Source organism: Streptomyces noursei ATCC 11455 (assembly GCF_001704275.1).
GTDB classification, from domain to species: domain Bacteria; phylum Actinomycetota; class Actinomycetes; order Streptomycetales; family Streptomycetaceae; genus Streptomyces; species Streptomyces noursei.
On sequence record NZ_CP011533.1, the window covers coordinates 9,671,732 to 9,697,274 of the forward strand.

The following is a 25,543-nucleotide window of genomic DNA, read 5'->3' on the forward strand; positions in this document are numbered from 1 at the left end:
TCAGGTGCCTTCTTCCGAGCAGGCCATGTCGGCCAGGCGGACGGTCGCTTCGAGCAGGGCCAGGCCCCAGGGCCCGTAGCGGCGGTTGAGAGCGGCGAACCGATCGGGGCCGTCCCAGTCCACACCCATCGCTGCGCTGCTGATCGTGACCTGCTGCTGGTCCGGCATTGTGCAGGTCACCTCGACCGGATCTGGGTCGGGGACCGGGGGCAGGAGGGGGCGGGCGTGGCCGTGGTGGGAGGCAACGAGATGCACCAGCAGTTCTTCGTCCTGGCCGTCGGTGTGCGGGGGATTGGTGGTCAGCCAGGCGGCGACGGCTAGATGAATGAGTCCGATGTCTTCAGTGGTCATACGCGATCAGTGATCGTTTGGCTGGGGCGTTGGTGGTCCAGTTGTGCCAGATCACCGTGGCCAGGGCGAGGAGTCGTTGACCGGTGCGGGCGAAGACACCGGCGAGTGTTCGGCCTCCGTGTTGTTCCAGGCTGAGCTGGCCTTTGAGGGTGTCGAATACCGCCTCGATCCACTGGCGGACGTGGGCCAGGCGTCCATGTCGGACAGGCTCGTTCTTCATGTCCGGCCGCACCAGATGGACGCCCAGGCACTCTTCGAGGAACGCCTCGAACTCCCGCCCGGCGAAGCCCTTGTCCGCGAGGATCACTTGACCGGAGCGGATGAGGTGGTGGTCGCGTTCCAGCAGCGCGGTCATCACCTGACGTTCACCGAGTTTGGGGTTGGCCAGGCACCAGGACACCGGCATGCCCTCGGCGGTGGTCAGCAGGTAGAGCCGGAATCCCCAGAAGAAGCGGGAATGGCTTGGGCAGTAGCCGTATCCGGCGTGCCCGGCCAGGTCGGAGCGTTTGACTGTCTCGCGGGAGGCCGCGCAGGGCACAGGTGTGGAATCGATCAACCGCAGGTTGTCGTTCCACGTGGGAACCTGCCTGGCCAAGGTCTCGATCACGCGGCTGATCAGCGGGCCGGCTGCGTTGAGGCGCTTGTTGTAGGCGGACTGTTGGGGTAGATAGCGAAAGAGGTGTCCCAGGCGGGCGTGTACGAAGCGGATCCAGTGCCTGGCTGAGGGAAAGCCCAGCAGGACCTGGGCGACGGCCAGGCACAGCAGTTCGGCGTCTGTCAGTTTCGGGGGTCGCCCGATCCGGCGACGCGGGGCCACATGGTCGTCGATGAACACGTACAGTGCCGCCAGAAGGGCGTCCAGGTTTGTCGTCACACACGAGCCAACGGGCGCCCTTCGCCATGGTCGCGGCCAGCACAAACATCGGACTCATTCATCTAGGGCCTGTATCGGGTCGTGATCAATCTGCGGAATCGGCCTGCGTCGCGTGGCACGTCCTGGTAGATCGTCTTTCATGACGCGGGTGCAACTGACTGATGAAGAGTGGGAGTTCATCGGGCCGTACCTACCGATAGGCAGGTACGGCCCGTATCCCGAACGGCTGCGGCAGCAGTTCGAGGGCGTGATCTGGAAGTTCAGGTCGGGCGGGCAATGGAGGGAGATGCCGCAGAAGTTCGGAGCCTGGTCCACCGTCCACAACCGTTTTCGCCAGTGGCGGGACGCCGGCGTCTTCGAGACCCTGCTGGAGGGCCTGATCGCCGAGGCTGCCAAGCGGGACGAGGTGGACTTGTCCCTGGTCAGCGTGGACTCCACCACCACTCGCGCCCACCACGACGCCGCCGGGATGCACCTGGATGACGAAGTCCTGACCGCCCTGGAGAAAGCCGCCGCCGAGGAGGAGAAGGCCCGGCAAAAGGGGGCAGCCCGGAAGGACAAGGCGGACAGGACGGCGATCCCGTCCGCGAGGAGCGAAGACGCCTTCGACGCCGGCACCGAGTCCGGCTGAAGGCCGCCCTGCTGGGGCGCTCGCGGGGCGGACAGACCAGCAAGGTCCACCTCGCCGCCGACCGCCAGTGCCGCCCACTCGCGATCATCCTGACCGCCGGACAGGCCGCCGACAGCCCTCAGTTCATCCCCGTGCTGAAGAAGATCCGGGTCCGCGGCCCCATCGGGCGTCCCCGCACCCGCCCCGACGCGGTCGCCGGCGACAAGGCGTACTCCTCCCGTGGCAACCGCGCCTACCTGCGCAAACGCCAGATCAAGGCGGTCATACCAGAGAAGAAGGACCAGGCTGCCAACCGGAAGAAGAAGGGCCGCCGAGGCGGCCGGCCCCTCAGCCACGACGCCGAGCTCTACAAGGTGAGGAACACGGTTGAGCGCCTGATCAACAAGCTGAAAGCCTGGCGTGGCATCGCCACCCGCTACGACAAGACCCCTGAGAGCTACCAAGCCGGACTCCACCTTCGCGCCTCCATGATCTGGATCAAGGACCTCATCCGAACCACATGATCACGACTCAATACAGTCCCTAGCGCGCTGAGGGCCTCGTGCCGCAGTTCGGTGGGCCAGGAGGCCAGGCGGGCGGCTTTGCGTCGGCCGGCGCGGTCGGCGGGGTCCATCCCCGATTTGGCCAGCGGTTCGGGCAGAGTCTCCGCCATGAGGCGATCGCCCGCACACAGCATGCACTGGAACCGCGGATGCTCCTTGCCGCAGTCGTGGGCATGTGCGGCGGTTTCGATCGCGGCGGCCAGTTCATGGGGCAGGCGGAGACGGTGGGCGAGGTCGGCGGCGCGGTCTGCGACGGCCTTGCCGTGTTGGGGCAGGGGCACGGGCCGGGTCAGAGAGCTGGCGTCGGCGCTGTCGTCCCCGACGCCAGCGGTCCGCTCCAGTTGGCCCGGATCCCGGCGGGCGGGGATCAGCAGCAGACGGGCCGTGTCATCGGGGTCGCAGATGACGTGGCCGGCGGTGGTGGAACGGCCGGCCGCTGCCAGGTCCCACCGGGGTACGGCGCGCAGCTGAGCCAGCCGCTGCCGTAGCAGATCGGAACCCGAGCAGGGGAGGGCTTCTGAGGCAGCCGCACCAACCGCTGACGCTGCGGGGGAGAGGAACGTGGTGGTGAGGGTGTCCAGGAGTTCGCGGACGACCACGCTGGGCGGATCGTCGCCATCGCCGGCCCGTAGCCGTGCCGTGGCGCCGGCCAGGACTTGCTCCAGCGCCGCGCTGTCCGCCCCGGTGTCGGTAAGCAGGGCGAGGGTGGCGGCGTCGAGCCGGGTGGGTGCGGTTTCGGTTCCGGGTGGGAAGTCCCAGAGGTCGGGGACGGGCTGGCCGGGTGCGCCGGTGAAGCCGAAACGGTCGTGTCCGCTGTAGGTGCTGGGCAGCACCCCGGTGTCGCCGGGCCGGATGTCTCCCGGCGCCAGGGCGGGTTGCCAGGTGCTGTCGGCCTCGTCGAAGCGCAGCACCGGCGCCATCACGTGGGCCTTGGTCCGCGCACGCTTGCCACCGCCGGTGGTGGCCGGTGGGGTGGGGTGGGTGGCTTCGAGGTCGCTGAGCTCGTCGTCGTCGATGGGACGCGTGAGGAACCGGCGCAGGTGCGCTGCCGGGAGAGCGACGGTCTCGCCTGGGTGCGGCGGTACCTGGTCCATGCGGGCCGCCCACTGCGCGAAGTCCGGTTGCCCATCGGCGAAGGGGAGGTCGGCGCGCCAGGCGACGTGGACGTCTTCGGGGGAGGTGTCCAGGCCGTGGAGGAAGGGGGCGGGGCTCTGGTCGGGTACGGGAGTGGGGCGTACGCGGTGATCGTCTGTCCGCCCTCGAAGACCAGGGTGGCGGGCTCGGTCGGAGTGGTCCGGGGGAGCTTGCCGCGGGCGCGCAGCCACCGCTCGGCGGTCGCGCGGGGGAAGGTAGGGCTCTCCTCAGTGCCGCCGGTGGCGTCGAGACCGCTGTGACGGCGGCGCCAGTTGACGACCGCCGCACGGCCGAGTCGGCATCGTCTGAACCATCGCAGCAGATACTCTGAAAGCGTGGGCCCCCAGCCAATTCGTCTGGCTGGGGGGCCACAGCTGCGTCACACTGAGCGGCTTGCGGCGTATTCGAGGAAGTTGGCCCAACTCGGGCCCGAAGTCGTAATTCGAGGGCCGTTAGGGGATTTCGAGTCGCGGACGTGGATCACGCTGCAGGCCGTGGCGACCTCGACGCACTGGCCGCCTGCATTGCCGCTGTAGCTGGACTTGTGCCACACCAGGGCCCTTCCGGGTGTGGCGGTATCGGTTGTCATAGTGCTCCTACCAGTTCCTTGATGAAGCCGAGGGACCTCTCAGGACTCAGTGCCTGCGATCGGATGATCCCATACCGTTGTTCCAGGTCGCCGACCCACACAGGTGCAGCGATGATCTGACTCACGCCTTGTACCTCAACGTACCCAAGTGTCTGGCCCTCTGGTGTCTCCAGGAGTGTCATCGGCCCGTCGAGGCCGACGTGCGTGACCATGTTGGTCTCAAGTACCTGTATTGAGACGTTGCGCATCTCTGCGCATCGGATGAGGTGCTCAAGTTGGCGTTGATGCACGTCGCGCCCCCCGATGGGACGTTCGAGGACTACCTGTTCCAGTACAAACCCGAGCGTCGGTTGTGGCTTCCTGGTCAGCAGTGCTTGTCGTTCGAGTCGAGCGACTACCAGTTCTTCCACCCGGTCGTCGTCAAGCGTTGGCACGTAGGCGCTCGTCACCGCGTGGGCGTGCTCTTTGGTCTGCAAGAGCCCATCGATGGCGTGGGCGGAGTAGCTGTAGAGCCGACGGGCGGCCCTCTCTGTCTGGGCGAACTCCTCAAACCATTCTGGGAATTTGGACTTGTCGATCAGGTCCTGCGCTGTGGCGATAAGCAGCCCCTCTGCGTTGAGTGCCGCGTCGATGGCTTCGATATAGCTGCGGGTGGCCTTGCGCCTTCCCCTTTCGACGCCTCGGACCTGGGTGACGGAATACTTCGCTAGATCCGCCAGTTCTTCCTGCGTCAGGCCCCTCAGTTTCCTCAGCCTAAGTTGCTGAAGTGCGAGGATCTTCCTGGTGAGGGGAACGTCGTCGTCCAGCGCCTCGTCATCGCTGGGATTGGTGTCTTCTCGCATGGATCCATGCCTACCTTCCTTGACTGTCCATGGCCGTCCATCGGAACAACTCGCCTTGTCAGTCGCAGGTTTGGACGGTCGTGGACGGTGCCAACGCTACCGCGGTCAGGCGAGGCTTCATCCATGTCCAGCGAATCGTCGTTCCCTGAAGAGCTGGCGTCAGCAGCCGAGTTGACGTCGGCGAGCAAGTTCCCCTACCGGCCTACGTGGGTGCCGCAGGCCGGGCATCGATCGCATGGAACCGGCATTGCGATCGATGTCGTGCGCATCCCAGGTGACAGGGGCGCGCAGGTCTCTGAGGAGCTGATAGCGGCTGCCAAGGGGAACGCGGGCCCGATCCTCGTGCGGGTCGCGTCGTCGGGGCAGGACGTGCTCTTCATCGTTCCGCCGGGCACGGCCGAGTCGTTTCATTGGCCGCCGGGCGTGTTTGCCCACGGGGTGCAGTGGCGCGAGTACGTGGCGGTGCCCGCTCTTCGGGGGTGGGCGACGGTGCCCGTGCGTTGGGAGTCGCACCCGACGGCGGTTCAGCAGTACGTCGATCCCGATGCCCTGTTCAAGCTGGTGTGTCGCCTGACGGATTGGCCTGGAGGGCCGCCGTGAGTTCGCTGTCGAGATACCGGTGCTACAGGGCCTGTCTCCGCCCTGACAGCGACTGCATGGCGGTAGGCGAGAGCTGTCTTGTCTCGTACCCCGGCCGTGCCGTCACCTGGATCCGTCAGGACCTGCGGAGTCTTGCCGTCGGCATGGCCGAAGGGGATCGGGTCAGAGCAACAGGGTGGCTCGACGAACTGATCGCGGCTGGGAATGCCGTGCGAAGACTAAGGGTCGGGAGGATCCTCGCCCTTCGCATGAACGCGTCGTCGAATCGCCGATGGTGGTGGAGACCGCGTCGTGCGGGGGCGGTACCGCCCAGGCAACGCTTGAACGAACTGTTCTTTGCTGAAAGCTTCTTGGAGAAGTCATGTTGCTCAACGATGCGCAATTTCCGCGTCTGCGAAGGGCGTTCCGACACCCCCTCCAGGTCCTTGATCGCGAGGGTATTCCTCCTTGGCAGGCCGTTGGTGCCCTCCTGGTGGTCGGAGCCGTGGCCGCCTGGCTGATTGACGTATACCTCTCGATCCGCCGCTAGCGGCGCCTTGAGACCGGTCACCCTGCGCGGCAGCAGGCTGACCGCTGGGGCTCGCGGGCCGAGCGGAGGCTCTCCACCCGGTGAGCTATCGCGCGAGCGAACCTTCCGCCCTGGTCTAGCGGAGGGTTCCCGGCCGCCGCTGTTGAGGATGCGGTGGCCGGCCCCCTCTCCAGCCCCTCCCGATCGCTCGGTGATCAGACACCGGTCACCGGGAGGCACCAGACCGGGCACCACCATCCCCGGTGCCCAGCCCCGCCAGCTCGGCCTGCCGCAACCCCAGCAGGTCGAGCTGGCGGCGGCGTACGGGTTCTCGCAGTAACACGACGAAAGGTCAGCGGTGCACAGGGACGAGCCGTCAGCAGGCACACTTCAGGGACGTCCGGTCTCACCGGTCCTCTGGGACGCCATGGCGCGCCTAGGGTATGTCCCCTACGAGATCGGCGCGGACGAGATGCGCTTCCTTGTAGCGGCCACCTCGGGCCACTACGGTCGGGTCGCCGTCGATGCCGGCTGTGGGCTCGGCCACTTCAGCCGGCGCCTTCGCCGCCTTGGATACAACGTCACGGCGATCGACCACTCCTCGTGTTCCCTGGACGTGGCCCGCGCCGAAGGGTACGGACCCCAGCTGAGGTATCTGGACGCTGACCTGGAGGCCGGTGTGCCTCCTGGGCTGCCCCGTCATGGCGTTGATCTAGTCGTTGCTCGCACGCTGGTCCCCTTCCTCTCGAAACCCGTCCACTGGCTGCGCCAGGTGCGTGACCTATGGCTCGCTCCCGGCGGTCATGTCTACCTGGTTGTCCCCATCAGCGAACACCCTCTTCAAACCGGCCAAATGACTCCCCACGAGATCGACGTGCTCTGCGAGGGATGGCAGGTCAGGCGCCAGGACCACAGCGGTGTGGCCTGGATCATCCTGCGCCCCGTCGCTCACTGATCTCCCTGCAAGCGAGACCCCTCGGGCCAGCCCCAGACGTCGTCCTCGGCGTTGCCTCATCGTTGGCCGCCGCCGAGCTGGCTGGCGCCATCGAGAAAGCACACCCCGCATTGCAGGCATGAGGGGCAACGTCCTACCCGCGGCCGGAAGGCCGCCCACAGCCCCCGGCGGACCTACCTCGCGCCGGGTTCTACTCGCCACCGAGGGGGTCCTTGCCGATCAACCTCGGAAAACCCAAGGGAAGTGAATGATGGACGTTTGTCAGGCATGCGGTGCACAGCTTGAGCGCACCGGAGGTACCGCCTATTGCCCAAATTGCGGCCGTACCTACTCCTGAACACTGTGCCGTTGTGTTCCTTCCTATAGGGCCGGGCCCTGCACAACGGTCCACGGGAGGAAGGGCAGGTGCGGCGCCCTCAGGGTCGGCGCCGCACCTCCGGCCGACACCCCCGTTGACGAAGGCGGCGGCCCCGGCAGTGGCCCTCATCATTCTCGGCATCTACCCCGTAGGGGATCCCATGTGTACGCACCAACCGCCATGCCCGTCAGCTGACTCCACCGACCGGGAAGCCGCCCAACTGGCGGCGTACCACCCGGAGCAGGGCTGGTGCCTGTTGTGCAACGGCGTCGTGCTCTTCGACGACACCGGTGAGCTGCTGCCCAATGGGCAGACCATCGAACCGCGCCGATGGGCGGAGGCGGCGTGAACCTGCGGGCAGTGACGTGGAACCTGTTTCTCGGCGGACTGGACGGCGCCGACGAGACGCGCCTCGGTCGTCAGGCGGAAATCCTCTCCGAGATCGATGCCGACATCGTGTGCCTGCCGGAGTGCAACCGGTGGGACGAGGACAACGAGGGACGCCTGTGGTGGATGGCGCACACCTTGGGCCTCCAGCCCGTGGCCATGGTCCGTTCCCGGCTGGGCACGCCCCCCGTCCAGAATCACACCGCTTTGTTGTACCGGCCGTCCAAGCTGCGGCTCATGGGCAGGGCGATCTTGGGGAGGGACGTATTCCATCACGCTCTGATCCGAGCCCGGCTTCGCCCCGTCGAAGAGCACGACGACCAGCGCGACTTTCTCGTCCTCGCCACCCACCTCAGCTACACGGACGGCGATACACGCCTGCGCGAGGCACGCTGGATGACCGACTACGGCGGGAAGTTCCCCGGTGCACCACCCCGCGCGATGCTGCTGGGGGACTTGAACGTGCCCGATCGTGAGCCAGCGAGCTGGTCTCTCATCCCCGCGAACATGCACTCGCGGTACCGCCTCGTCTTGGGAAACGGGGAGTTCGGCGGTGCGGACCGCCGGGCCCTCCAGGTACTTCTCAGATCCGGCTGGGAGGACCCGCAGGCGCTTACCGGCGAGCACAGGACAGCAACCGTCGGCTACTACTACGAAACCGAGCCCGTGCCCTGGAGCTTGGACTACGCCCTCGTAAACGACTTGTCGGTGAAGTCGTATTACACCCACGACACACCCCAGGCTCGCAAAGTCTCGGATCACCTGCCCGCGGTGATCGACGTGGAGATGGGACGGTGATGAAGGTGCAGAGAAGGGCTCTGCTGTGCAACGGCGTCCTGCTCCTCGTCGAGGACGCCGGTGAACTACTGCCGGACGGGCAGGTCATTGCTCCACACCGCCCCGGCTCGCTGGTATCCGCCGCGGCGTGAACGCGGCAGCCGGGCCTCACTGTTCCCCGACCGCAGGCGGGCCATTCCGCCTGCCCCAGGTATCACCCGACCGCACAACCCCAAGGGGGCACTGTTGAGTACAACCAACAATGATGAGATACGTGTTGTTTCGTGGAACGTGGAGCACAACGGCATAAACAGCGACGGCTCTGACCATCGGTGGCACTTGGCGATGGATGTTCTGGCCGACCTACGCCCACATATCTTGTTGCGCCAGGAGCTGACCCGAGCCTCCATGTACGGGGGACACGCTGTCTGGTCAGAGGCGGCACGCCTTGGCGGGCACTTCCCGTTCCTCGCCGCCGCGACCCCTGAGTCCGCCAACCCCACCGGGGTCTACGTCGACCCGAACCTGTTCGAGCCGACCGCGTACTTCGAGCACAGGACGGCGATGTGGCACCCGATCTGCAACCCCGTCGTGCGGCTCAAGGGCGCACCGAAGAAGTTGAGCCTCGCTTCTTTCCACATGTGCAGCTTCGATCCCGACCAGCGGCTGAAAGAGGCACGTCGGCTGACCACTCTGGGTAAGCCGGGCATGGCGGCGATCATCGGGGGCGACTGCAACTCCTACCCCCACAACCAGGAGGAGGCCGCGTCCCTACCGAACTGGGACCAGGTCGCTGACCGGACGCACTACGAGCACCGCACCGTGGACTGGCTCGGCGAGCGGGTCTCCGACACGCAGCCGGACCGTGTCCTCGCCGGCGGGAAGACGGGCCACCCAATCTTCGCTGAACTGGGGCACTACGCCGCTACTGGCCTGGGGCAATCCAGTGCCCTCACACCGACCTCCTCGCTCTGGCGAACCGACCAGGGGAGCATGCAACGCATTGATCGGATCTACGCCACCCCGCAGGTGGCCGCAGCCCTGGTCAGTCTGGAAGTCGTCGTCGACGACGATATCCGTGAGGCGTCCAACCACCGTCCGGTCGTGGCGACGTTCAGCCTCAGCGGCCTTCGACGTGCGCTAAGCCACAGCGAACCCGTGGCCGCCTGACGGTCGCCTACCGCGATATCGCGGACCAAGAACTGGGCGTGGAGCCAGCAATGGGCAGAAGCCCACGCCCGCCGGCCGCCGCCTGCACAGGGATGTCAGCAGCGGCCAAACTCTCTCCCTCTCTCAACCACCATGGAGATCATTGTGGAACAGACCATGACCAAGCCGACCGAGCAGGAACCGGAGTTGCTCCTTCAGGCCACTCAGCTGCTGCAGCAGCACCCGGTCAAGCAGGTCCTCGGGAACTGGCTCTCCCCGCACGAGCTGCGTCTGGCCGAAGAGTTGGCGCTCGACGCCGCTCTTCAAGCAACACCAGGTGACCCACAGCTCAGCAAGTACTACCCTCTTCCGGACAAGGACGACCGTCTTCGGCACCTCATGGGCTCTTAGAGGTCCTAACAAAGGCGTCGGACATGTCTGTAGGTGATGAGACATGTGGCGAGCCCGAGGAAGGCTTCATGGATGTCGTCCCGTCGCTCCCACCGGATGCGCAGGCGACGGAAGCCGTGCAGCCAGGCGATCGTTCGTTCGACGACATACCGGAAGATGCCCAGGCCGGAGCCGTGTGGCTCGCCTCGTCTCGCGATCACGGGACGGATTCCGCGCTGCCACAGCAGGCGCCGGTACTTGTCGTGGTCGTAGCCGCGGTCGGCGAACAGCGCGTCGGGCCGGTGCCGGGGCCGGCCGACAACCCCGGCGACGGCGGGGATCTTGTCGAGCAGGGGCAGGAGCTGGGTGACGTCGTTGCGGTTGCCGCCAGTCAGCGACACCGCGAGCGGGATGCCCTGGGCATCGGTGACGACGTGGTGCTTACTGCCCGGCCGTGCGCGATCGACCGGGCTGGGACCGCTTTTGGGCCCCTGCGGGCCGCCCGCACATGGGAGGAGTCGATCACCGCCCGCGACCAGTCCAGCTTCTTCGCCGACCGCAGCTTCTTCAACAGCAGCACATGCAGCTGATCCCACACCCCGGCCTCGTTCCACGCGGCCAGCCGCCGCCAGCAGGTCATACCCGAACCGAAGCCCAGCTCCTGCGGCAGGAACTCCCACTGGATGCCGGTGTGCAGCACGAAAAGGATCCCGCACAACGCCTGCCGGTCCGGCACCCTCGGCCGCCCCTCGACCAGCTTCGGCCCCGGCTTGGGCAGCAACGGCTCGATCAGGGCCCACAGTTCATCCGACACGATCCACGGCCGCGACTGACGTTTCCCCACGACCAGACCAACGACCGGATAGACCAACAGTCACATGATCAACCACTTCTGTTAGGACCTCTTAAGGCCGAAACGATGACAGTAACTGCCTTGTCCGCAGCAGCCTTCGCCTTCAGGATACGGCTCAACACGGTCGCTGTGCCGCTGGTGTGTTCGCAACCGTCCACGTGTCATGTGCGTGATGCGTTCAGTGCATCGTGGCTCTCTTCCTTGGAACTGCCCGTCGGAAGGGTCCCGGTGACCCTGATCGACGGCGCGGTCTTTCAGCGCGTCTCGGCAGACGACGCTGCTGTGGCTCTCCCTCGGACCCGGTCCTACGAGAACCTGCACGTTCATGTCGACTGGATCCGTCTCGCCTCGCGGTCCATCGAGTTGGCGTTGGGGCGGCGCGTTACCTGTGCTGCGTATGCCTCGCAGGCCGGGTACAGCTCCCTGGGCCGTCACTACGACGACTGGGACGGGGTCATCGTGCAGTTGGAGGGGGCGAAGAGGTGGCGCGTGTGGACGGCCTCGGAAGACGGTCCGACGGAGATGGTCACCCGGGTCGGTGACGTGCTAGTCCTACCCCGAGGCGTCCCCCATGACGTCGATACGCCAGAGCGTTCGCTGCACCTGGCGTTCGCGGTCACGAATCAGCCAGTGGAACCGCCGGCTGCCCGCAGGTGAGGTGGGAGTTCGGCGGGATGTGGGGAGAGGGCTTCGCCTTCTCCCCACGCTGCATTTGACGAAGCGGGCCGCAGGTCTATCTCCGTTCACGTGCCCGCGGGCGCTGCGACGCTGTGAGCAGATGGCCTGTCCGGAGCCTCTTGCAGTCGGTGGAGCTCCTCGAAAAGGCCGCCACCCGTGAGCAGTTGCTCGTACGAGCCACTCTCGACAACGTGTCCGTCTTTCAGGACCAGGATGCGGTCGGCGAGGCGTGTGTTGGCGAGCCGGTGGGTCACGAAGAGCACGGTGCGCCCCGCGGCCAGTCGAGTAAGCCGGCTGAAGACCTTGTGCTCGGCACGAGCGTCCAGCGCGGCGGTGGGTTCGTCCAGGACGAGGACCGGAGCATCGCGATGAAAAGCGCGCGCGATGGCGATGCGCTGCCACTGGCCGCCGGAGAGGTCGTGTCCACCCCACCAGGAGCGGGCCAAGGAGGTGTCGAGGCCCTGAGGGAGGCCGTCGATGACAGAGTCTGCTCCGGCCAGTTCAGCGGCACGCCTCACGGTCTGGTCACCGCCGACCTGGGGTTGTCCGAGAGTGATGTTCTCCCGGGCGGCTAGGGCCTGTATCGGGTCGTGATCAATCTGCGGAATCGGCCTGCGTCGCGTGGCACGTCCTGGTAGATCGTCTTTCATGACGCGGGTGCAACTGACTGATGAAGAGTGGGAGTTCATCGGGCCGTACCTACCGATAGGCAGGTACGGCCCGTATCCCGAACGGCTGCGGCAGCAGTTCGAGGGCGTGATCTGGAAGTTCAGGTCGGGCGGGCAATGGAGGGAGATGCCGCAGAAGTTCGGAGCCTGGTCCACCGTCCACAACCGTTTTCGCCAGTGGCGGGACGCCGGCGTCTTCGAGACCCTGCTGGAGGGCCTGATCGCCGAGGCTGCCAAGCGGGACGAGGTGGACTTGTCCCTGGTCAGCGTGGACTCCACCACCACTCGCGCCCACCACGACGCCGCCGGGATGCACCTGGATGACGAAGTCCTGACCGCCCTGGAGAAAGCCGCCGCCGAGGAGGAGAAGGCCCGGCAAAAGGGGGCAGCCCGGAAGGACAAGGCGGACAGGACGGCGATCCCGTCCGCGAGGAGCGAAGACGCCTTCGACGCCGGCACCGAGTCCGGCTGAAGGCCGCCCTGCTGGGGCGCTCGCGGGGCGGACAGACCAGCAAGGTCCACCTCGCCGCCGACCGCCAGTGCCGCCCACTCGCGATCATCCTGACCGCCGGACAGGCCGCCGACAGCCCTCAGTTCATCCCCGTGCTGAAGAAGATCCGGGTCCGCGGCCCCATCGGGCGTCCCCGCACCCGCCCCGACGCGGTCGCCGGCGACAAGGCGTACTCCTCCCGTGGCAACCGCGCCTACCTGCGCAAACGCCAGATCAAGGCGGTCATACCAGAGAAGAAGGACCAGGCTGCCAACCGGAAGAAGAAGGGCCGCCGAGGCGGCCGGCCCCTCAGCCACGACGCCGAGCTCTACAAGGTGAGGAACACGGTTGAGCGCCTGATCAACAAGCTGAAAGCCTGGCGTGGCATCGCCACCCGCTACGACAAGACCCCCGAGAGCTACCAAGCCGGACTCCACCTTCGCGCCTCCATGATCTGGATCAAGGACCTCATCCGAACCACATGATCACGACTCAATACAGTCCCTAGAGGCCAACGTGTGTAGTCCTGCGGGACCACCCCTGTCGTGCGCCACAAGGTGTCGGGGCGAAGGTCGGCTACATCGTGACCGTCCCAGGTGACCGTGCCGGCGCGGGGGAGATAGAGCCCGGTCAGCAACTTGGCAAGGGTGGTCTTACCTGAACCGTTCTCTCCGACGAGGGCGATGACCTCGCCACGACGGATATCCAGGTTGACGTCGGTGACAGCAGCCTCGGTCTTCCCGGGATAGGTGAAGGTGAGGCCGCGGGCGCTGATCGTCTCAGGCCCCACGAGCGGGGCAGGCGTGGTGCCGCGGCGCATTGCCCAGGCGTGCGCGCCGTCGAGGAACCTAGCCCAGTCTGCGATGTAGAGGCTGGTGGCGAACAGGCGGGCCGCTGCGCGGACGGTGCTGGTCAGGGCTCCACTGGCCGTGCGAATCACCAGGACGGTGGTGCCTGCGGCGGCCACGGCCATGTGACCGGTAAGCATGAGGAAGACGATGCCGGACCATACGACAGCCAGCGCGACGGTGGACAGCAAATCTCCCATGCCCTGCGTGAGCGCGGCCTGTCGGGCCGCCGTCATCTGTTCGCTCTCCAGGCGGCCGGAGATGATGCGGTACTGCGTAAGGAGGAAGGTTCCCATGGTGCCTGAGCGGATCTCCGCCGCAGTCCCACGGTCGGTGGTGTACTGCGCCAAGACCCGGCGCAGGCGGCTGTCGGCCAGACTGCGATGAGCGGCGTCGTGGTCGAGCCGGGCGGCGCGAACGGCCCCCCAAACTCGGGGGACGACTGCCAGGAGCAGCAACATGAGCAGCAGGACGTTGAGGGTGCTGACGACGATCACTGCGGCGATGAGCTGGGCGCAGGCGGAGATGAGGTTCTGGGCGCCGCTGATCAGTTCGGGGGTCTTCTCCGCGCCCTGGGTGGCGGCGAACCGTGCGTCGTCGAATTCGGGGTTTTCGTAGGCACCGAGTTCGGCGTCGGTGCAGGCGGTGATGACGGCGAGGTCGGCGTCCCGGTTGACCTGCGGGGCCAGGCGGCGGGCCGACAGACGGGCGCCGCCATCCGCCAGATAGCTCGCGCAGGCTGTGCCAGCGACGAGCGCGATAGCAGGTAGGGCATGGCGGAGCCGATCAGCGGCTTCTCCCGGAGCGAGCAGGGCCTCCAACAAGGCGGCCGTGGATCGCAGCGCAACGGCGGTGAGGACGGCGTAGGCGAGGGTGCAGGCGACGAGCACCAGCACGGTGCGTCGATCGGCCTGCCAACTCAGGTGCCAGGCGCGGCGCAGCGTCGCCGGGAGCCGAGCGGCAATGGCCCGGGTGCTGACGCACGTCTTCGCGGCTGCGTGCGTGTCGTCTTGGAGCTGCATCATGGGGGGCGGACCCGGTGTTGCAGGCGGATCCGCCGTGGGCGGTGAAGTCACGCGTCCCATTGGCGCGTAGCTGCGGCAGACGTTCAACGCCATTCCTCGACCTGGAGCGTGTTCGTGCTGGTCACGCCCAGAGAGGGTCAATCGCGCAACCATCGGATCACTCGATCGGGTGATCCGGTGGCGGGGGTGGGATGACTCAAGTCCGCCCCCGCCCCGGCAGTCAGGGGGAGGTGTAGACCGGTTCCCACGGATGATCGGAGCCGCCGCCCTCTTCGACGCCGATCTGCGTGCCGTCAGCAGCTGCAACCCAGGCGTGGAAGGCATCTGGCAGACAACGGGCCCCCATCACCAGGTGGCATCGTCGGCCCGTCAGGGCTGTTGCCAGCACAGTGGCCAGCGCCCGCTCCTTGCAGTCGATCTGCCCAGGCCACCATGCTGGCTGGCAGGCAACGACGGCGTCGTAAAGGCCGCGGACATGCTGGGGGGAGGCAGCCGGCAGCCAGCTGCAGCAGCGCGCGAGGTGGATCCGGGCGCGGCCTCTCCAACGCGAAGGCAGGATCTTGACCGACAGCGCGGCGAGCACGGCGAGGGTCGCCGGAATCCGTCGCCGCCACGGCGGGGCGGCCGGCGCGTGGACCATCTCGGTCACCGAAACCACCACCACCGGCGCCGACGAGGCACCGCAGGATCAACCAGCAGGCCCATGGCGCACAGGCTTTCCGTGTACGCGTCGATCGACTCGCGCACGCTGGCGACATCCGCTCCGGCGGGGATGGCGATCTCCTCGGCGAGGCCGGAGAGATCTCCCCGCAAAGTGATCGCGTCCCACACACGGGCGCCGTTCCCGTGGAACATGTGGCACTGCCAGGAACCCAGGTCGAGCACGGCAGTCCCTCCACCGGCACAGCGGCGCCAATAGACCTGAGGGGCGGGGATCAGCATGCGGCCTCCAAGAGCTGGCCGTCGTGACGGCCGTTCGCAGCGAGCCACTGACAGACCATCGCCAGGCGCTGAAGGTCGTACAGGGCGTCGGAGCGCACGCCTTCCACACCAGCCAGCGCGGTGATCGCGGGCTCCGGATCGAGCAGACCGCTCGTCGTCAGGACACTGTCGCGGAACAGGTGTGCCAGCCGTGCTCGGTGATGGACCATCCCGGCGATCAGCTGGCGACTGAACGAGCCCTTGCTCGTCCGGCTGGTTAGCCACGACGGCAGCTGCGGCAACGCCACACCCAGCAGGGGCTTGAAGGCCGTGACACCGTGCCGTTCCGCAGGTGCGATCGCGAACGCCGCGCGCACCACCTCGTTGTCCAGGTACGGATAAACCGGCCGCACCCCCCACGCCGCCGCCAGCGGCGCCGTATTGCGGACGTCCGCGCCGACCAAACGGAGGGACGACTGCTGCTCCGTGAGGTCCGCTCTCAACGACGTGGCAACTTTCGCCGCCTCGCGGAGCAACGCAGCGACCTGATCGCGCCCGGCCGCAGTCAACCACCCGCTGGACTGCCCCACGTGGCACCACGACCACACGCCCGGTCGTTTGCCCTCGACGCCACCCGTCTCCATCTGACGAGCCGCCTCCTCCAGCGCACCGCCGTACCCGGAGCCGGCGGCTCGGGTAACAGCCCGCCACAGATCTCGGGGAGAACGGTTACGGGCGCGAGCCCAGTTGGTCACTTCCCGATGCGCGGCCCTTCGCTCGCCGGACTGCACCATCCCGACCCAGACAGCCGAGCACGAGTCGAGGACCACGTCACCGCCATCACCCGTGAAATGGATGCCTCCGAGGTTCGCCGCCGGCTCCAGGTAGAGATGCCTCTGCGCCATGGTCAGGCTGGCCGCGGCGGGCTGGTCGGGGATGGGTTGGGACGATGTCCACGCGAACGGCAGTTGCTCCACACCACCTCGCCCCACGTGGAGCTTGACCCCCATGTGCACAGCCGCCCGCCGAGCGAAGAAGAGATCCTCGGCGCTGGTGTAGGCATCGGCATAGGTGACGGCGCGGACCTCTCCGACCGCGGAGGCCGTGATTGCCAGGGCGGTGGAGTCCAAGCCGCCGGAGACGTCGGCGCTGGCGAGTCCATCGGCGCTGCTCATCCGCCGATGCACAGCTGTCTGCAGAGCCTGGCCGAATGCGCTGGCCCCTTCGGAGAGCGTGAGGTCCGGCGCTATGCCTGTCACGTCGATCAGCTGTGGGCGCTCTCCCCCCAACAGCAGACCGAAGCCACCCGGAACGGCGAACACCCCGTCATACAGTGTGCGGTCCAGCCAATGTTCCGCGCCCACCGTGAAGTGCGCCGCAGTCAACGCCAGGTTCAGCGGGGCGCGGCGGCGCTCGGCCAGCCCGCGGGCACTGGTCGACCAGAGGGTGTGTCCGCCCTGCTCGGTGTAGAAGATGGACCGGAGCCCGGAAAGATCACCACAGACGAACCGGTTTCTGCTGTTCTCCGCGATCACCCAATACGACCCCGGGCACCGCGTGAGGTCGCTCCACCGGCCCGCAGAGGCAGCCTCGACCAGGACCGGCCTGTCGTCGTCGGACAGACAGACGTCCCCGACCAGAGCCACACGAGCCCCCCATCCTGCCAGCACCTCAACTCGGCACCCCCGGGCTACTGCGACCCCGGGCATACCGTCAATCTGCCGCTCGCCGGCCCACGCATGCTCCCTATGCCCGCAGCCAGTCATCCATTCCCCGTGCATGCCTCTCCTCCCCTTCTCAAGACCCTGGGGGCCGGTGTACCCGGCCCCCAGGTTCAACCAGCAGCGGTCAGGTGCTGGTGATCACTCGAAGAACATGGCGCCGGAGTTGTCGCCGTCGTTGTTCGGCTGGCGCCCGAGGATCGCGGCCTCGCCCGACTGGGTCGTGGGAAGGTCGAAAGTCAGGGCCAGCGCCGGGGTCTCCTCGACAGTGGTGGGGACGTCAGTGGTCACGCTCATGGCTACCTCCGAGAAGGTTCGACGGGTGGTGCTCCACGGCGGCCTGTCCGCTGTGGCATGACCAGATCACCACAGGGGGAACGGGCCAGGAACTCGGCGGACACCGGCGTCGGGCGGCGCTTGCCTCGGCGCCGTATCGGCGTGTGCCTCGGCGAATTACGGCGAAAAACTCCAGACCGTTCCGCAGCTGAACGCCTCTGCCTACGCTGGGAGTCCAGCTCTTTGGAGGCGCCACCTCATGGGACGTCCCGCCCTCAACCGGCAGCCCAACGCGCTGCTGGCTCACTGGCTCGTCAGGTCTGGCTTGTCCAACGTCGGGCTCGCCCGTGCCGTTGCACAGCTCGCCCGCGCTCGCGGCCACCGGCAGGTAAGCCCGGACGAGAGCCGCGTACGCCGCTGGTTAGCTGGCGAGACGCCGCGCGAGCCCCTGCCCGAGCTGATCGCCAGCGTCCTCGCCGAGCGCGTTGGCCATCCTCTCACCGGCCCTGACCTTGGTTTTCCCAGCATCAGAGTGATCCGAGTTGACCGCCCGGACCTCCCCTGGAACGCGGCTGGAACGGTCGAGGCCATCGCACACCTGACCCGGAGCGAACTCATGCTGCCGCACACCCGCAACGGCGAGGACGCCGCGCGCATTCACCACGGCGAAGACCTGCTCACCCCCCTCGCCCTCTGGACCTCCGCGAAGGGCACCGTCACAGGCCAGCCCTACACCGAAACCTCCGGTCGCCATATCGGCATGACGGAGGTCGAGGGCCTCCAAGAGCTCACCCGCATGTTCCGCGACTCCGACAACCGCCTCGGCGGGATGCTGTCCCGAAAAGCGGTCGTCGCCCAGATGGCCGACGCCACCGCCATGCTGGACGCATGCGCCTACACCGAAAGCGTCGGACGCCACCTCTTCGCGGCCGTCGCAGACCTCGGATCGGTTGCTGGTTGGATGGCGTTCGACTCCGGCCTTCACACCAGCGCCCAACAACTGTTCATCACGGCCTTGCATGCCGCCTCCGAGGGCCGGGATTCGGCCCTCGGAGCGCACATCCTCCAGTGCATGGCCCGCCAGATGTCGCACCTAGGCCACATCGAGGACGCCGTGGACCTGGTCCACCTCGCCCAGTACGGCGCCCGACGCCAGGCGAGCCCATCCACCATCTCCATGCTCGCCGCGCTGGAAGCGCGCTTCCACGCCCTGCTCGGCTTCAGCGATGAGAGCGAACGCGCCGCCGGCCGTGCCGAGGAGGCATTCACCCGGATCAACCCAGCAGAGGAACCGCCACACATGGCGTTCTTCGATCGTGCCGAGCTGTGTGCCACCCTCGGTGTTGCCCACCAGATCGCCGCCAAGAGCGACACCACCGCGCGCCGGGCCCAGCGCGCGGAGAAGTCCGTGAGGCTCTTGACCGAAGCCCTTGACCTTCGACCGGACAATCGCGTGCGAAGCATGGCCTTCGACCGGCTGGGGCTGGCGCGCACTCACCTCGTAGTGGGCGAGCTGGCGGGAGCGCGAGAAGAGACCGCCGCAGCCGTAGAGCTTTTCGGTGCTGTCACCTCCACGCGAGTCGCCGATAGGCTGATCGAACTCCATGACGAGGCAGAGCCCTTCGTCGCAACCCATGAGGCGGCCGACCTCCGAGAGCAGATTCAGCACGCGGTCTCATCACCCTCGAAACCCCAGCCTCACCGGGCGTAGCCCCGGCGCCCACCGCCGGGGCCGTAACGATTCCACACAGCTTCAGGTCGCCTTCGACGATGGCGACGAGGCGCATGCCGCCCCTCCCTCTCCTGTCGGGAATTGGCGGCGCCGTCTCAGGCGTGATTCCGCGCGGTCGGTAGCGGGCCGGCGCACCGCACGCGCTGTGATCGGCGACTCCGCCACAGTTACCCGAGGGCGCCGAACCTGGTCACAGATGGTGGGCGTCGGCTTGGACGAGCGGTGGGATGGACGAGACGCCAATGCCTTTTAAGTATGCTTAAAAGGCATTGGCGTCAACCATCTGCGACGTGTATCCTGGATGCGTTTTAAGCATACTTAAAAGGCGTAGGAGGGTTGGATGACTGTCACCACGAGGCAGGTGGGGCAGGCTCTGGGCTTCTCGATTCCCACCGTCAATAAGCTCCTCGCGACGGGGCTGGTGCCGGGTGTGCGGAAGGGGTGGTTCGAGGGGGGAGGGTACGGCCAGGTGATCCCGGATGACGCCCTTCAGGCGCTGCAGCGGCTGCCCGACGCAGACCTCTCAGGGGTTCCAGCGGGCGAGGTGGCCGTCTTGAGGGCTGACGCGGCAACTCCCGTTGAGGAAGACAACAGGAGATGGGTCGGCTTCGGCGTGACGTTGACAGAAGAGGAACTCCTGGCCGCCTTGCAGGGCTGGTGGCGCTGCAATCCTCAACGCGTGGCGGACGCCAAGATTCTGGTGGTCACCGTGGCTACCTACACCGTTGCGGTGCTCACGGGGCTGGAGGATTCCGTCTCGCAGGGCGCTGCCCGCAGCGCGCGCCACTGGTTCCCACATGCGCGTCTGTCCGGCTACCTCACCGACCTGACCGCACCGGTCAACGCCGTGAAGTCGACTCCCGACCACGCCGATGAACAGCGCCTGGCCAGCCTGCTTCTGGGGAAACGCCTGTTCTCTGAGTCCGGTGGCCCGATCGCCTATGTCAAAACCCGACCTGCCACAAGCGTTGCTGACATCGAGGGAGAGTTGTCCTGATGAGCATGGACGGCCCGACCTATACCGCGAAGCTGAAGGAACTGCGCGAGCTGAGGAAGCAGATCGCAGCGAAGGAGAAGGAGGAGGCTGCTGCACAAAAGAGAGTCGATGCCGCTGCGGTGGCGCGTGATGAACTGGCTAGGCAACGCAACCGTATTGTCTGCGACATAGAGGGCTACGGAAAGGCGAACGGGGAGACGGTAGCCAAGGCAGCTGGCATAAGGCCCGCAGAATTGGCGCAGATCGCGCCGCGGCTGGACACCACCCCCACCGATGTGCGGGAAGCACGGGATGGGGTGGAAGCTCCCCAGCCAACGGCTGTCCGCGAGGTGGCCGAGCAGCCTACGGTCAGTGAATCAACATCCGCACTGTCCAAGGCCCCTTCTGCACAGGCCCCTGCTGCTGAGCCAAGTGATGCTTCAGCCGAGCTCTCTTCACATGCCTCCCACGAGGCCATCGACGTCGCCGAGCGGAACGCCCCTGACCCCACCACCGTCGTGTCCGCCCCGGCGCAGCCGTCGAAGCAAGAGGCAGCAGCAAGGGTTCTGCCCTCGATTCCCGAAGGCCCGGAAGGGGCGCGGTTCTTGGAGCTGGCGCCGGGGCTGAAGTCCACCCGGCGCCGGTTCAAGCAAAAGACCCGTGAAATGGTCTTTCTGAACACGAACACGGGTGACCTGGTTGCACGGGTCAACCGGGCCGACAAGCACGTCCGGCTCGACCTGGGGGACCGGTCGCCCGGAGCGATCCTCGACGCGGTCCTGTCTGTTGCGCCCGACACCCAGCGCATCTACGTCACCGCAGGAAATCCCTGGCACCGTGACGAGCACCGCTACAACACCCTTACCGATGCCGTCCTTGCGTGGCTGAGCATCCCCTCGCCTCGCTGGTCCACCGACACCGGGCAGGGGCGTGACCGACTGGCCGGGCATTTCCTGCGCGCCCGCACCCCTGTAGGGCGGTTCATGCGGGCGGACTCGAACGACCACGTCGAGATCCGTTCCCTTCGAGAGTGGCTGGATCAGGAAGAGGACGACCCGGCGCTGGGCCGAGACGCCCTTCGGGCGTTGTGGCGCGCCCTTTCTGAACACTGGCCCGATGAAGTCGTCTTGATGGGATCGCCCGGTCAGACCGGACGTGACCTGTGGACCCGCACCGTTCCCACGACCGGACAATGGGCCGGTGGGTACCCCGTCATGTCGCCGGAACTGCGCGGCCTGATTCATGCCACGGCAGGACAAGGGCGAGTCGAGCTGTTCGCCCCGCCCGGGCTCACCCAGGCCCCTGAACTCGTCGAATACGACCGCACCTTCGCCTATGCCCGCCACACCTGGAAATCGCCGGTCGGGGAACCTCGACGCATGACCGGTGCAGCGTTCGGGGCTCTGTCGGACAGCGACAAGAAGAAGGCGTTGTTTGCCTGCTCCCACTGGCATGTGCGAGCCACCGTCCCCAGAGGGTGGGACCACATCGGGCTGCTCCCAGCCCCTGCGCCAGGGGACCGGGATTGGCACTACCCGGCTGGCGCTGGCGCCGTGTTCGAGACGTGGGCCAGCGGCCCCGAGGTCTATGGCGCGGTGACCAACCACCTCCAGCCGTGGAAGATCGAAATCCTCGACGGCCTTGTGTGGCAGGAAGGCAAGCCGCTCGACGACTGGTCGAAGAAACTACAGGCGGCTTGGGCCGGACTGAAGAGCCGCGCGGACCTTCACGGTGACCCGCGCGAACGCGCTGTCGCCTACCTCGCCTCCCGCGCTGTCCGAGCCATCCTGCTACAAGGCATCGGCAGCTTCGCCTCACGCCCCGGCATGGTCACCGGCACCGCCAGGGTCGGAGAGCACCTGCCCGACGGAGTGGAGATCATCGGCGAACACCGCGGCGTGATCACCTGGCAGCGCCGAACGGAAGCTACCGACGAGCGAAACTCCCACCCTGAGTGGCCGATGTACGTATGGGGCGGAGCACGATACGCCCTGCTCGACACGAACATGAAGGGCGACAAGGTCCATGTCGGGGCCCTGTACGTGCCCCGGGATGCTCTGGTGGCGGCACGTACCGACGCGCTCACCCTCACCATGGACCCACGCTGGCCCTACCACGGAAAGCCCGGCGAATACCGAAAGAAGGGGCACCTCATCGGTCCCGTCCCGTGGCCCACCACGGAAGCCGAGCTCCTCAAACTTCAAGGTGAAGGCCGCGCAGCCCTGCGCACCGCCCAAGCAGGAGGCGCAACATGAGCCCCCGTCAGAACGAGGCCGCACGCCTGACCCAGCAACTGATCGACGCGGGACTGACCCGGAAACAGGTGGCCGACCTCCTCGACCGCGACGCCTCCCTCGTCAGCCAGTTCTTCACCAAAGGCAAAGGGGCCGCGTTCATTCCCGCCCTGCAGCACGTCGTACGGGCAGTAGGCGCGGGGGAGAGGGACCGTGACGCCTTGCGTCGCGTTGCCCAGGAGCATGTGACGCGGCGTCTGACCAGCACGGGCGCGAGGGCCCGGGTGCGGGGCAAGGACATCGTCGGGACGGTAGGGAGATCAGCGGCGGGCCGGGCGGGCCAGCAGGCCATCGCCCACGGAGCGGCCCACCTGGCCAAGGTGGTACACGCAGCAGGACGGGCCGGCGGCCGTCTCGCCTTCACCATCCGCATGGAAGGCGACCAGTACGTATACCATCCCGGCAGTGAGGATGACTCCCCGGGCCTCAAGCGCGGCGTGGTGCCTCGCACGGACGGCACCCAGGAACGCAGCTACGGCTCGGCGAAAACTGGTGGATTCGACGCCGCGGAATGGTCCCGGCGCGTCGCCGATCATTATGGGGATGTGACCGCGGCGGTGCAGGCGTGGTTGGTCGAGACGGGCCGTGCGGTCCCGCAGGCGCGCCTGCAGTTCCTTGAAGTGCGCACCTGGTTGCCCCGCAGATAGCCCTCAGCCGTGTGCTCGATAGCCCGTGGAGACCAGATCGTGGAGCCCGTGACTGAACCCGCCGCCATCCCCACACCCCGCGATGCCACTCGGCCCGCAGCGCCTGAATCTCCCGTCGTCCAGGCCCCTCGGCCTGGAGTCATCCCCTTGCGCCCGCACCAAAAGGACGGCGTGAGCAACCTGTGGCGAGCCCTGAAGGACGGCGGCCGGGCCATTGTGGAGGCGGCCTGCGGCTCCGGTAAGACGCTCATGGCGGCGGCCGCCGCCCGCCGCATGGCGGCCAAGGGTCGCGTCCTGGTCCTGGTCCCCACGATCGAGCTGCTCGACCAGACCGCCACGGCCTGGTCGATCCTGGGACGCCGTCGCGGCCGCGCCATCGGTGCGTGCTCACACGACGAGGCCCTCGAACTGGCCGAGGCCGGCGCTCACAGCGACGTCACGGTCACCACCGACGCCGGCACCCTCGCCCACCTCGTCACCAGCGCCACCGGCCCTGTCACTATCTACGCCACCTACGCCAGCCTGCAACGCATCGTCACTGCCCATGCCGACCACCAACTCCCCACCTGGGACCTGATCGTCATCGACGAGGCCCACCGCACCGCGGGGGCGGCCGACAAACCCTGGGCAGCAGTCCACCAAGATGACAAGGTCCCAGCCCAGCGTCGCGCCAACTTCACCGCGACCCCCCGGATCGTGGACCTCGCCCCGGGGGAGACCGTTGACTCCACGACGGTCTACTCAATGGACAATGATGATGTTTTCGGTAAAACGGTCTATCGGCTTACCGCTGCGCAGGGCATCGCACTGGGCCTCATCGCCGACTACGAGGTCCTCGTCCCCGTAGTGACCGACGAGGATCTGCGCGAGCTACTGATCATGCCCGCCATCGCCGATCTCCGCTCCCAGCGGACCAACGCCGAGCTCCAAGAACTCGCCCTGGGCGTCGGGCTCTTGCGCGCAATGACAGATGAGGACCTCTACCGGATCCTCACGTACCACTCACGCGTCGACGCCGCCCGTTCCTTCGCCGCAGCACTGCCCCGCATCGCCAAACTGCTGCCCGCACAGCAGCGCCCCAAGCTGTGGACCCGCGCAGTTGCCGGCACCGACCGGCTCAAGACCCGCCGCGAGATTTTCGCCGACTTCGGCACCCACACCCCCGGCAGCGACGAGCGCGCCGTCCTGAGCAACTCGCGTCTGCTGTCGGAAGGCGTTGACCTGCCCGGCGTCGACGCCGTGGTGTTCGCCGACCCCAAGAGCAGCGTCATCGACATTGTCCAGGCCATCGGCCGCGCCTTGCGTCAAAAGCCGGGCCAGGGCAAGAAGGCCCGGATCATCATCCCCGTCTACCTGCCGGCCATCGGCGACGACGAGCAGACGCCCACCGATGCGGCCGCCGTCAACGACGCGGCCACCAACGACGAACACCGAGCCACACTCGCCGCGTCCGCGTTCAAGACTGTCTGGCAGGTCCTGCAGGCGCTGGCCGCTCACGACGGCCGCATGATCGGGCGCATCACCGAACTGCGCAGCCACCGAGCCACCCCGCTCGCCCGATCCGACGAATCCAGCGCAACCACCGCCGAGGACGGCGCTGAGGCCGAAGCGCCGTTCGCATGGTTGAAGATCAATGCCAGTGACCACAAAGACGCCATCCTGCGAGCCCTCCGCCTGCGCAGCTTCTCCCCACGTACAGAAGACTGGGAACGCAACTACACCCGCGCGAAAGCCTTCTTTGAGGAACAAGGCCACCTCGATGTCCGCGACGGCCCTCTCGTCAGCTGGCTCAACCAGCAGCGGTACCTCTACGCCAAGGGCCTGCTGCCCCCGGACCGGATCAACAAACTCAACGCCATCGGCATGATCTGGGACCGCCACGAGCACGCCTGGGATCGCGGCTTCGCCCACGCACTGGTCTGGTACCACAAGCACGGCAACCTGGCCATCCCCACCAGCGACGTCCACGATGGCTTCAGCCGTGGACGCTGGATGCAACGCCAGCGCCACAACATCGACGACCTCACCAATGACCAGCGCGCTCGTCTCGATGCCCTGGACCCACGGTGGGCCCTGGACCCACTATGGGTCCGCGGATACCGGCGCTGGAGGGCCTATCTGGCTGCAGGCGGAACCCTCACCGGTTCCAGCAAGCGGCCAGGTCCTGACTCCGACCCTGCCTTCTTGCCAGGACGTTGGCAGCGCCGGCAGATTGCCGCAGCCAAGGCCGGAAAGCTCAATACACAGCAGATCGATCTGCTCGACGCTTCCGGCGATTGGCGCACTATCTGAGGCCATCCGTGATGCCAGGGCTCGACCGGCAGGTT

At 67.0% G+C, this 25,543-nt stretch carries 25 protein-coding genes and 3 pseudogenes; 16 read left to right on the top strand and 12 right to left on the bottom strand.

What is annotated here, in order from left to right:
• Together SNOUR_RS41360 and SNOUR_RS41365 are read right to left on the bottom strand one after the other, a co-directional pair.
• Complete coding sequence (locus SNOUR_RS41360) at positions 1-351, bottom strand: hypothetical protein (RefSeq protein WP_067342978.1); 351 nt, start codon at positions 349-351, stop codon at positions 1-3.
• Positions 341-1,225 carry an IS982 family transposase gene (locus SNOUR_RS41365; RefSeq protein WP_067342910.1) on the bottom strand — a complete coding sequence of 295 codons (885 nt, stop codon included), beginning with the start codon at positions 1,223-1,225 and terminating at the stop codon, positions 341-343. The genes SNOUR_RS41360 and SNOUR_RS41365 overlap by 11 nt, the downstream gene beginning before the upstream one ends.
• Positions 1,226-1,364: 139 nt before the next feature.
• Between SNOUR_RS41365 and SNOUR_RS44245 the strand changes: the two are divergent.
• A pseudogene (locus SNOUR_RS44245) lies at positions 1,365-2,359 on the top strand (IS5 family transposase).
• Here the strand turns inward: SNOUR_RS44245 and SNOUR_RS41380 are convergent.
• The 3 genes from SNOUR_RS41380 to SNOUR_RS41390 form a co-directional block, all read right to left on the bottom strand.
• The gene (locus SNOUR_RS41380; protein ID WP_159425730.1) at positions 2,293-3,723 is read right to left on the bottom strand and encodes a hypothetical protein; all 1,431 of its coding nucleotides are present in this window, start codon (positions 3,721-3,723) and stop codon (positions 2,293-2,295) included. The pseudogene SNOUR_RS44245 and the gene SNOUR_RS41380 sit on opposite strands and share 67 nt — an antisense overlap.
• A 188-nt stretch (positions 3,724-3,911) precedes the next feature.
• Positions 3,912-4,121: a DUF397 domain-containing protein gene (locus SNOUR_RS44250; protein ID WP_079141931.1), complete on the bottom strand. Its 210-nt coding sequence runs from the start codon at positions 4,119-4,121 to the stop codon at positions 3,912-3,914.
• The gene (locus tag SNOUR_RS41390; protein WP_079141929.1) at positions 4,118-4,963 is read right to left on the bottom strand and encodes a helix-turn-helix domain-containing protein; all 846 of its coding nucleotides are present in this window, start codon (positions 4,961-4,963) and stop codon (positions 4,118-4,120) included. The genes SNOUR_RS44250 and SNOUR_RS41390 overlap by 4 nt, the downstream gene beginning before the upstream one ends.
• Before the next feature lie 123 nt (positions 4,964-5,086).
• Here SNOUR_RS41390 and SNOUR_RS41395 point away from each other — a divergent pair, with 123 nt between their 5' ends.
• The 8 genes and pseudogenes from SNOUR_RS41395 (at position 5,087) to SNOUR_RS41420 (ending at position 10,108) form a co-directional block, all read left to right on the top strand.
• Positions 5,087-5,563, top strand: coding sequence for a hypothetical protein (locus tag SNOUR_RS41395; RefSeq protein ID WP_159425729.1), 477 nt, complete (start codon positions 5,087-5,089; stop codon positions 5,561-5,563).
• A gap of 719 nt (positions 5,564-6,282) precedes the next feature.
• Positions 6,283-6,411, top strand: coding sequence for a hypothetical protein (locus SNOUR_RS49020; protein ID WP_312631471.1), 129 nt, complete (start codon positions 6,283-6,285; stop codon positions 6,409-6,411).
• A gap of 87 nt (positions 6,412-6,498) precedes the next feature.
• Positions 6,499-7,026, top strand: a complete 528-nt coding sequence (locus SNOUR_RS41400) for a class I SAM-dependent methyltransferase (protein WP_067342974.1) — start codon at positions 6,499-6,501, stop codon at positions 7,024-7,026.
• 518 nt (positions 7,027-7,544) lie between these two features.
• Positions 7,545-7,733: a DUF5999 family protein gene (locus tag SNOUR_RS41405; RefSeq protein WP_067357464.1), complete on the top strand. Its 189-nt coding sequence runs from the start codon at positions 7,545-7,547 to the stop codon at positions 7,731-7,733.
• Positions 7,715-8,473: pseudogene (locus SNOUR_RS41410) on the top strand (endonuclease/exonuclease/phosphatase family protein); the annotation flags it as partial. The gene SNOUR_RS41405 and the pseudogene SNOUR_RS41410, both read left to right, overlap by 19 nt.
• The gene (locus tag SNOUR_RS49505) at positions 8,443-8,700 is read left to right on the top strand and encodes a DUF5999 family protein (RefSeq protein ID WP_376738574.1); all 258 of its coding nucleotides are present in this window, start codon (positions 8,443-8,445) and stop codon (positions 8,698-8,700) included. The pseudogene SNOUR_RS41410 and the gene SNOUR_RS49505, both read left to right, overlap by 31 nt.
• A gap of 94 nt (positions 8,701-8,794) precedes the next feature.
• Positions 8,795-9,718 (top strand): endonuclease/exonuclease/phosphatase family protein, encoded by a 924-nt coding sequence (locus SNOUR_RS41415; protein ID WP_067342970.1) that lies wholly within the window; start codon positions 8,795-8,797, stop codon positions 9,716-9,718.
• A gap of 144 nt (positions 9,719-9,862) precedes the next feature.
• Complete coding sequence (locus SNOUR_RS41420; protein ID WP_067342968.1) at positions 9,863-10,108, top strand: hypothetical protein; 246 nt, start codon at positions 9,863-9,865, stop codon at positions 10,106-10,108.
• Between the two features lie 5 nt (positions 10,109-10,113).
• On the opposite strand, the gene SNOUR_RS44255 is transcribed toward SNOUR_RS41420, so the two are convergent.
• Positions 10,114-10,931 (bottom strand): IS5 family transposase gene (locus SNOUR_RS44255; RefSeq protein WP_162494992.1). Its coding sequence is split into 2 segments (ribosomal slippage): positions 10,114-10,580 and positions 10,580-10,931, totalling 819 coding nucleotides; the frame shifts between segments, so codons are not numbered across the junction.
• A 237-nt stretch (positions 10,932-11,168) separates the two neighbouring features.
• Between SNOUR_RS44255 and SNOUR_RS41435 the strand changes: the two genes are divergently transcribed.
• On the top strand, positions 11,169-11,597 hold the full coding sequence (locus tag SNOUR_RS41435; protein ID WP_067342967.1) for a JmjC domain-containing protein: 429 nt from the start codon (positions 11,169-11,171) through the stop codon (positions 11,595-11,597).
• An 86-nt stretch (positions 11,598-11,683) separates the two neighbouring features.
• Here the strand turns inward: SNOUR_RS41435 and SNOUR_RS44260 are convergent, their stop codons facing one another.
• Positions 11,684-12,268: an ATP-binding cassette domain-containing protein gene (locus SNOUR_RS44260; RefSeq protein WP_079141923.1), complete on the bottom strand. Its 585-nt coding sequence runs from the start codon at positions 12,266-12,268 to the stop codon at positions 11,684-11,686.
• On the opposite strand from SNOUR_RS44260, the pseudogene SNOUR_RS44265 reads away from it, so the two are divergent.
• A pseudogene (locus SNOUR_RS44265) lies at positions 12,267-13,261 on the top strand (IS5 family transposase). The gene SNOUR_RS44260 and the pseudogene SNOUR_RS44265 sit on opposite strands and share 2 nt — an antisense overlap.
• Here SNOUR_RS44265 and SNOUR_RS41455 read toward each other — a convergent pair.
• The 5 genes from SNOUR_RS41455 to SNOUR_RS46875 all read right to left on the bottom strand — a co-directional run bounded on the left by SNOUR_RS41455 (position 13,195) and on the right by SNOUR_RS46875 (position 17,588).
• On the bottom strand, positions 13,195-14,649 hold the full coding sequence (locus tag SNOUR_RS41455) for an ATP-binding cassette domain-containing protein (protein ID WP_067342961.1): 1,455 nt from the start codon (positions 14,647-14,649) through the stop codon (positions 13,195-13,197). The pseudogene SNOUR_RS44265 and the gene SNOUR_RS41455 overlap by 67 nt on opposite strands.
• 220 nt (positions 14,650-14,869) lie before the next feature.
• On the bottom strand, positions 14,870-15,289 hold the full coding sequence (locus SNOUR_RS44270; protein WP_079143291.1) for a lasso peptide biosynthesis B2 protein: 420 nt from the start codon (positions 15,287-15,289) through the stop codon (positions 14,870-14,872).
• Positions 15,290-15,294: 5 nt separating this feature from the next.
• Positions 15,295-15,591 carry a hypothetical protein gene (locus SNOUR_RS41460; RefSeq protein ID WP_159425728.1) on the bottom strand — a complete coding sequence of 99 codons (297 nt, stop codon included), beginning with the start codon at positions 15,589-15,591 and terminating at the stop codon, positions 15,295-15,297.
• Positions 15,585-17,105 (bottom strand): asparagine synthase-related protein, encoded by a 1,521-nt coding sequence (locus SNOUR_RS41465; protein WP_312631464.1) that lies wholly within the window; start codon positions 17,103-17,105, stop codon positions 15,585-15,587. The genes SNOUR_RS41460 and SNOUR_RS41465 overlap by 7 nt, the downstream gene beginning before the upstream one ends.
• Positions 17,106-17,432: 327 nt before the next feature.
• A complete protein-coding gene (locus tag SNOUR_RS46875; protein ID WP_159425727.1) occupies positions 17,433-17,588 on the bottom strand; it encodes a hypothetical protein in 156 nt (51 codons plus the stop codon).
• A 238-nt stretch (positions 17,589-17,826) separates the two neighbouring features.
• On the opposite strand from SNOUR_RS46875, the gene SNOUR_RS41470 reads away from it, so the two are divergent.
• From SNOUR_RS41470 to SNOUR_RS41490, 5 genes are all read left to right on the top strand, one after another.
• Entirely contained in the window at positions 17,827-19,278 is a 1,452-nt protein-coding gene (locus tag SNOUR_RS41470) for an NsdA family TPR-like regulatory protein (protein ID WP_067342956.1), read from the top strand.
• Between the two features lie 361 nt (positions 19,279-19,639).
• Positions 19,640-20,296 carry a hypothetical protein gene (locus SNOUR_RS49030; protein WP_067342954.1) on the top strand — a complete coding sequence of 219 codons (657 nt, stop codon included), beginning with the start codon at positions 19,640-19,642 and terminating at the stop codon, positions 20,294-20,296.
• Positions 20,296-22,530, top strand: coding sequence for a hypothetical protein (locus SNOUR_RS41480; protein ID WP_312631462.1), 2,235 nt, complete (start codon positions 20,296-20,298; stop codon positions 22,528-22,530). Before SNOUR_RS49030 ends, SNOUR_RS41480 begins: the two co-directional genes overlap by 1 nt.
• Complete coding sequence (locus tag SNOUR_RS41485) at positions 22,527-23,216, top strand: hypothetical protein (protein ID WP_067342952.1); 690 nt, start codon at positions 22,527-22,529, stop codon at positions 23,214-23,216. Before SNOUR_RS41480 ends, SNOUR_RS41485 begins: the two co-directional genes overlap by 4 nt.
• 48 nt (positions 23,217-23,264) lie before the next feature.
• The gene (locus SNOUR_RS41490) at positions 23,265-25,508 is read left to right on the top strand and encodes a DEAD/DEAH box helicase (RefSeq protein ID WP_312635750.1); all 2,244 of its coding nucleotides are present in this window, start codon (positions 23,265-23,267) and stop codon (positions 25,506-25,508) included.
• Positions 25,509-25,543 lie beyond the last annotated feature (35 nt).

Excerpts from the sequence above, each read along its gene's own strand:
- SNOUR_RS41360 (WP_067342978.1), bottom strand. The coding sequence starts at position 351 with ATGACCACTGAAGACATCGGACTCATTCATCTAGCCGTCGCCGCCTGG.
- SNOUR_RS44250 (WP_079141931.1), bottom strand. The coding sequence starts at position 4,121 with ATGACAACCGATACCGCCACACCCGGAAGGGCCCTGGTGTGGCACAAG.
- SNOUR_RS41390 (WP_079141929.1), bottom strand. The coding sequence starts at position 4,963 with ATGCGAGAAGACACCAATCCCAGCGATGACGAGGCGCTGGACGACGAC.
- SNOUR_RS41395 (WP_159425729.1), top strand. The coding sequence starts at position 5,087 with ATGTCCAGCGAATCGTCGTTCCCTGAAGAGCTGGCGTCAGCAGCCGAG.
- SNOUR_RS41400 (WP_067342974.1), top strand. The coding sequence starts at position 6,499 with ATGGCGCGCCTAGGGTATGTCCCCTACGAGATCGGCGCGGACGAGATG.
- SNOUR_RS41405 (WP_067357464.1), top strand. The coding sequence starts at position 7,545 with ATGTGTACGCACCAACCGCCATGCCCGTCAGCTGACTCCACCGACCGG.
- SNOUR_RS44260 (WP_079141923.1), bottom strand. The coding sequence starts at position 12,268 with ATGAAAGACGATCTACCAGGACGTGCCACGCGACGCAGGCCGATTCCG.
- SNOUR_RS41455 (WP_067342961.1), bottom strand. The coding sequence starts at position 14,649 with ATGATGCAGCTCCAAGACGACACGCACGCAGCCGCGAAGACGTGCGTC.
- SNOUR_RS44270 (WP_079143291.1), bottom strand. The coding sequence starts at position 15,289 with ATGGTCCACGCGCCGGCCGCCCCGCCGTGGCGGCGACGGATTCCGGCG.
- SNOUR_RS41460 (WP_159425728.1), bottom strand. The coding sequence starts at position 15,591 with ATGCTGATCCCCGCCCCTCAGGTCTATTGGCGCCGCTGTGCCGGTGGA.
- SNOUR_RS46875 (WP_159425727.1), bottom strand. The coding sequence starts at position 17,588 with ATGAGCGTGACCACTGACGTCCCCACCACTGTCGAGGAGACCCCGGCG.
- SNOUR_RS41470 (WP_067342956.1), top strand. The coding sequence starts at position 17,827 with ATGGGACGTCCCGCCCTCAACCGGCAGCCCAACGCGCTGCTGGCTCAC.
- SNOUR_RS49030 (WP_067342954.1), top strand. The coding sequence starts at position 19,640 with ATGACTGTCACCACGAGGCAGGTGGGGCAGGCTCTGGGCTTCTCGATT.
- SNOUR_RS41480 (WP_312631462.1), top strand. The coding sequence starts at position 20,296 with ATGAGCATGGACGGCCCGACCTATACCGCGAAGCTGAAGGAACTGCGC.
- SNOUR_RS41485 (WP_067342952.1), top strand. The coding sequence starts at position 22,527 with ATGAGCCCCCGTCAGAACGAGGCCGCACGCCTGACCCAGCAACTGATC.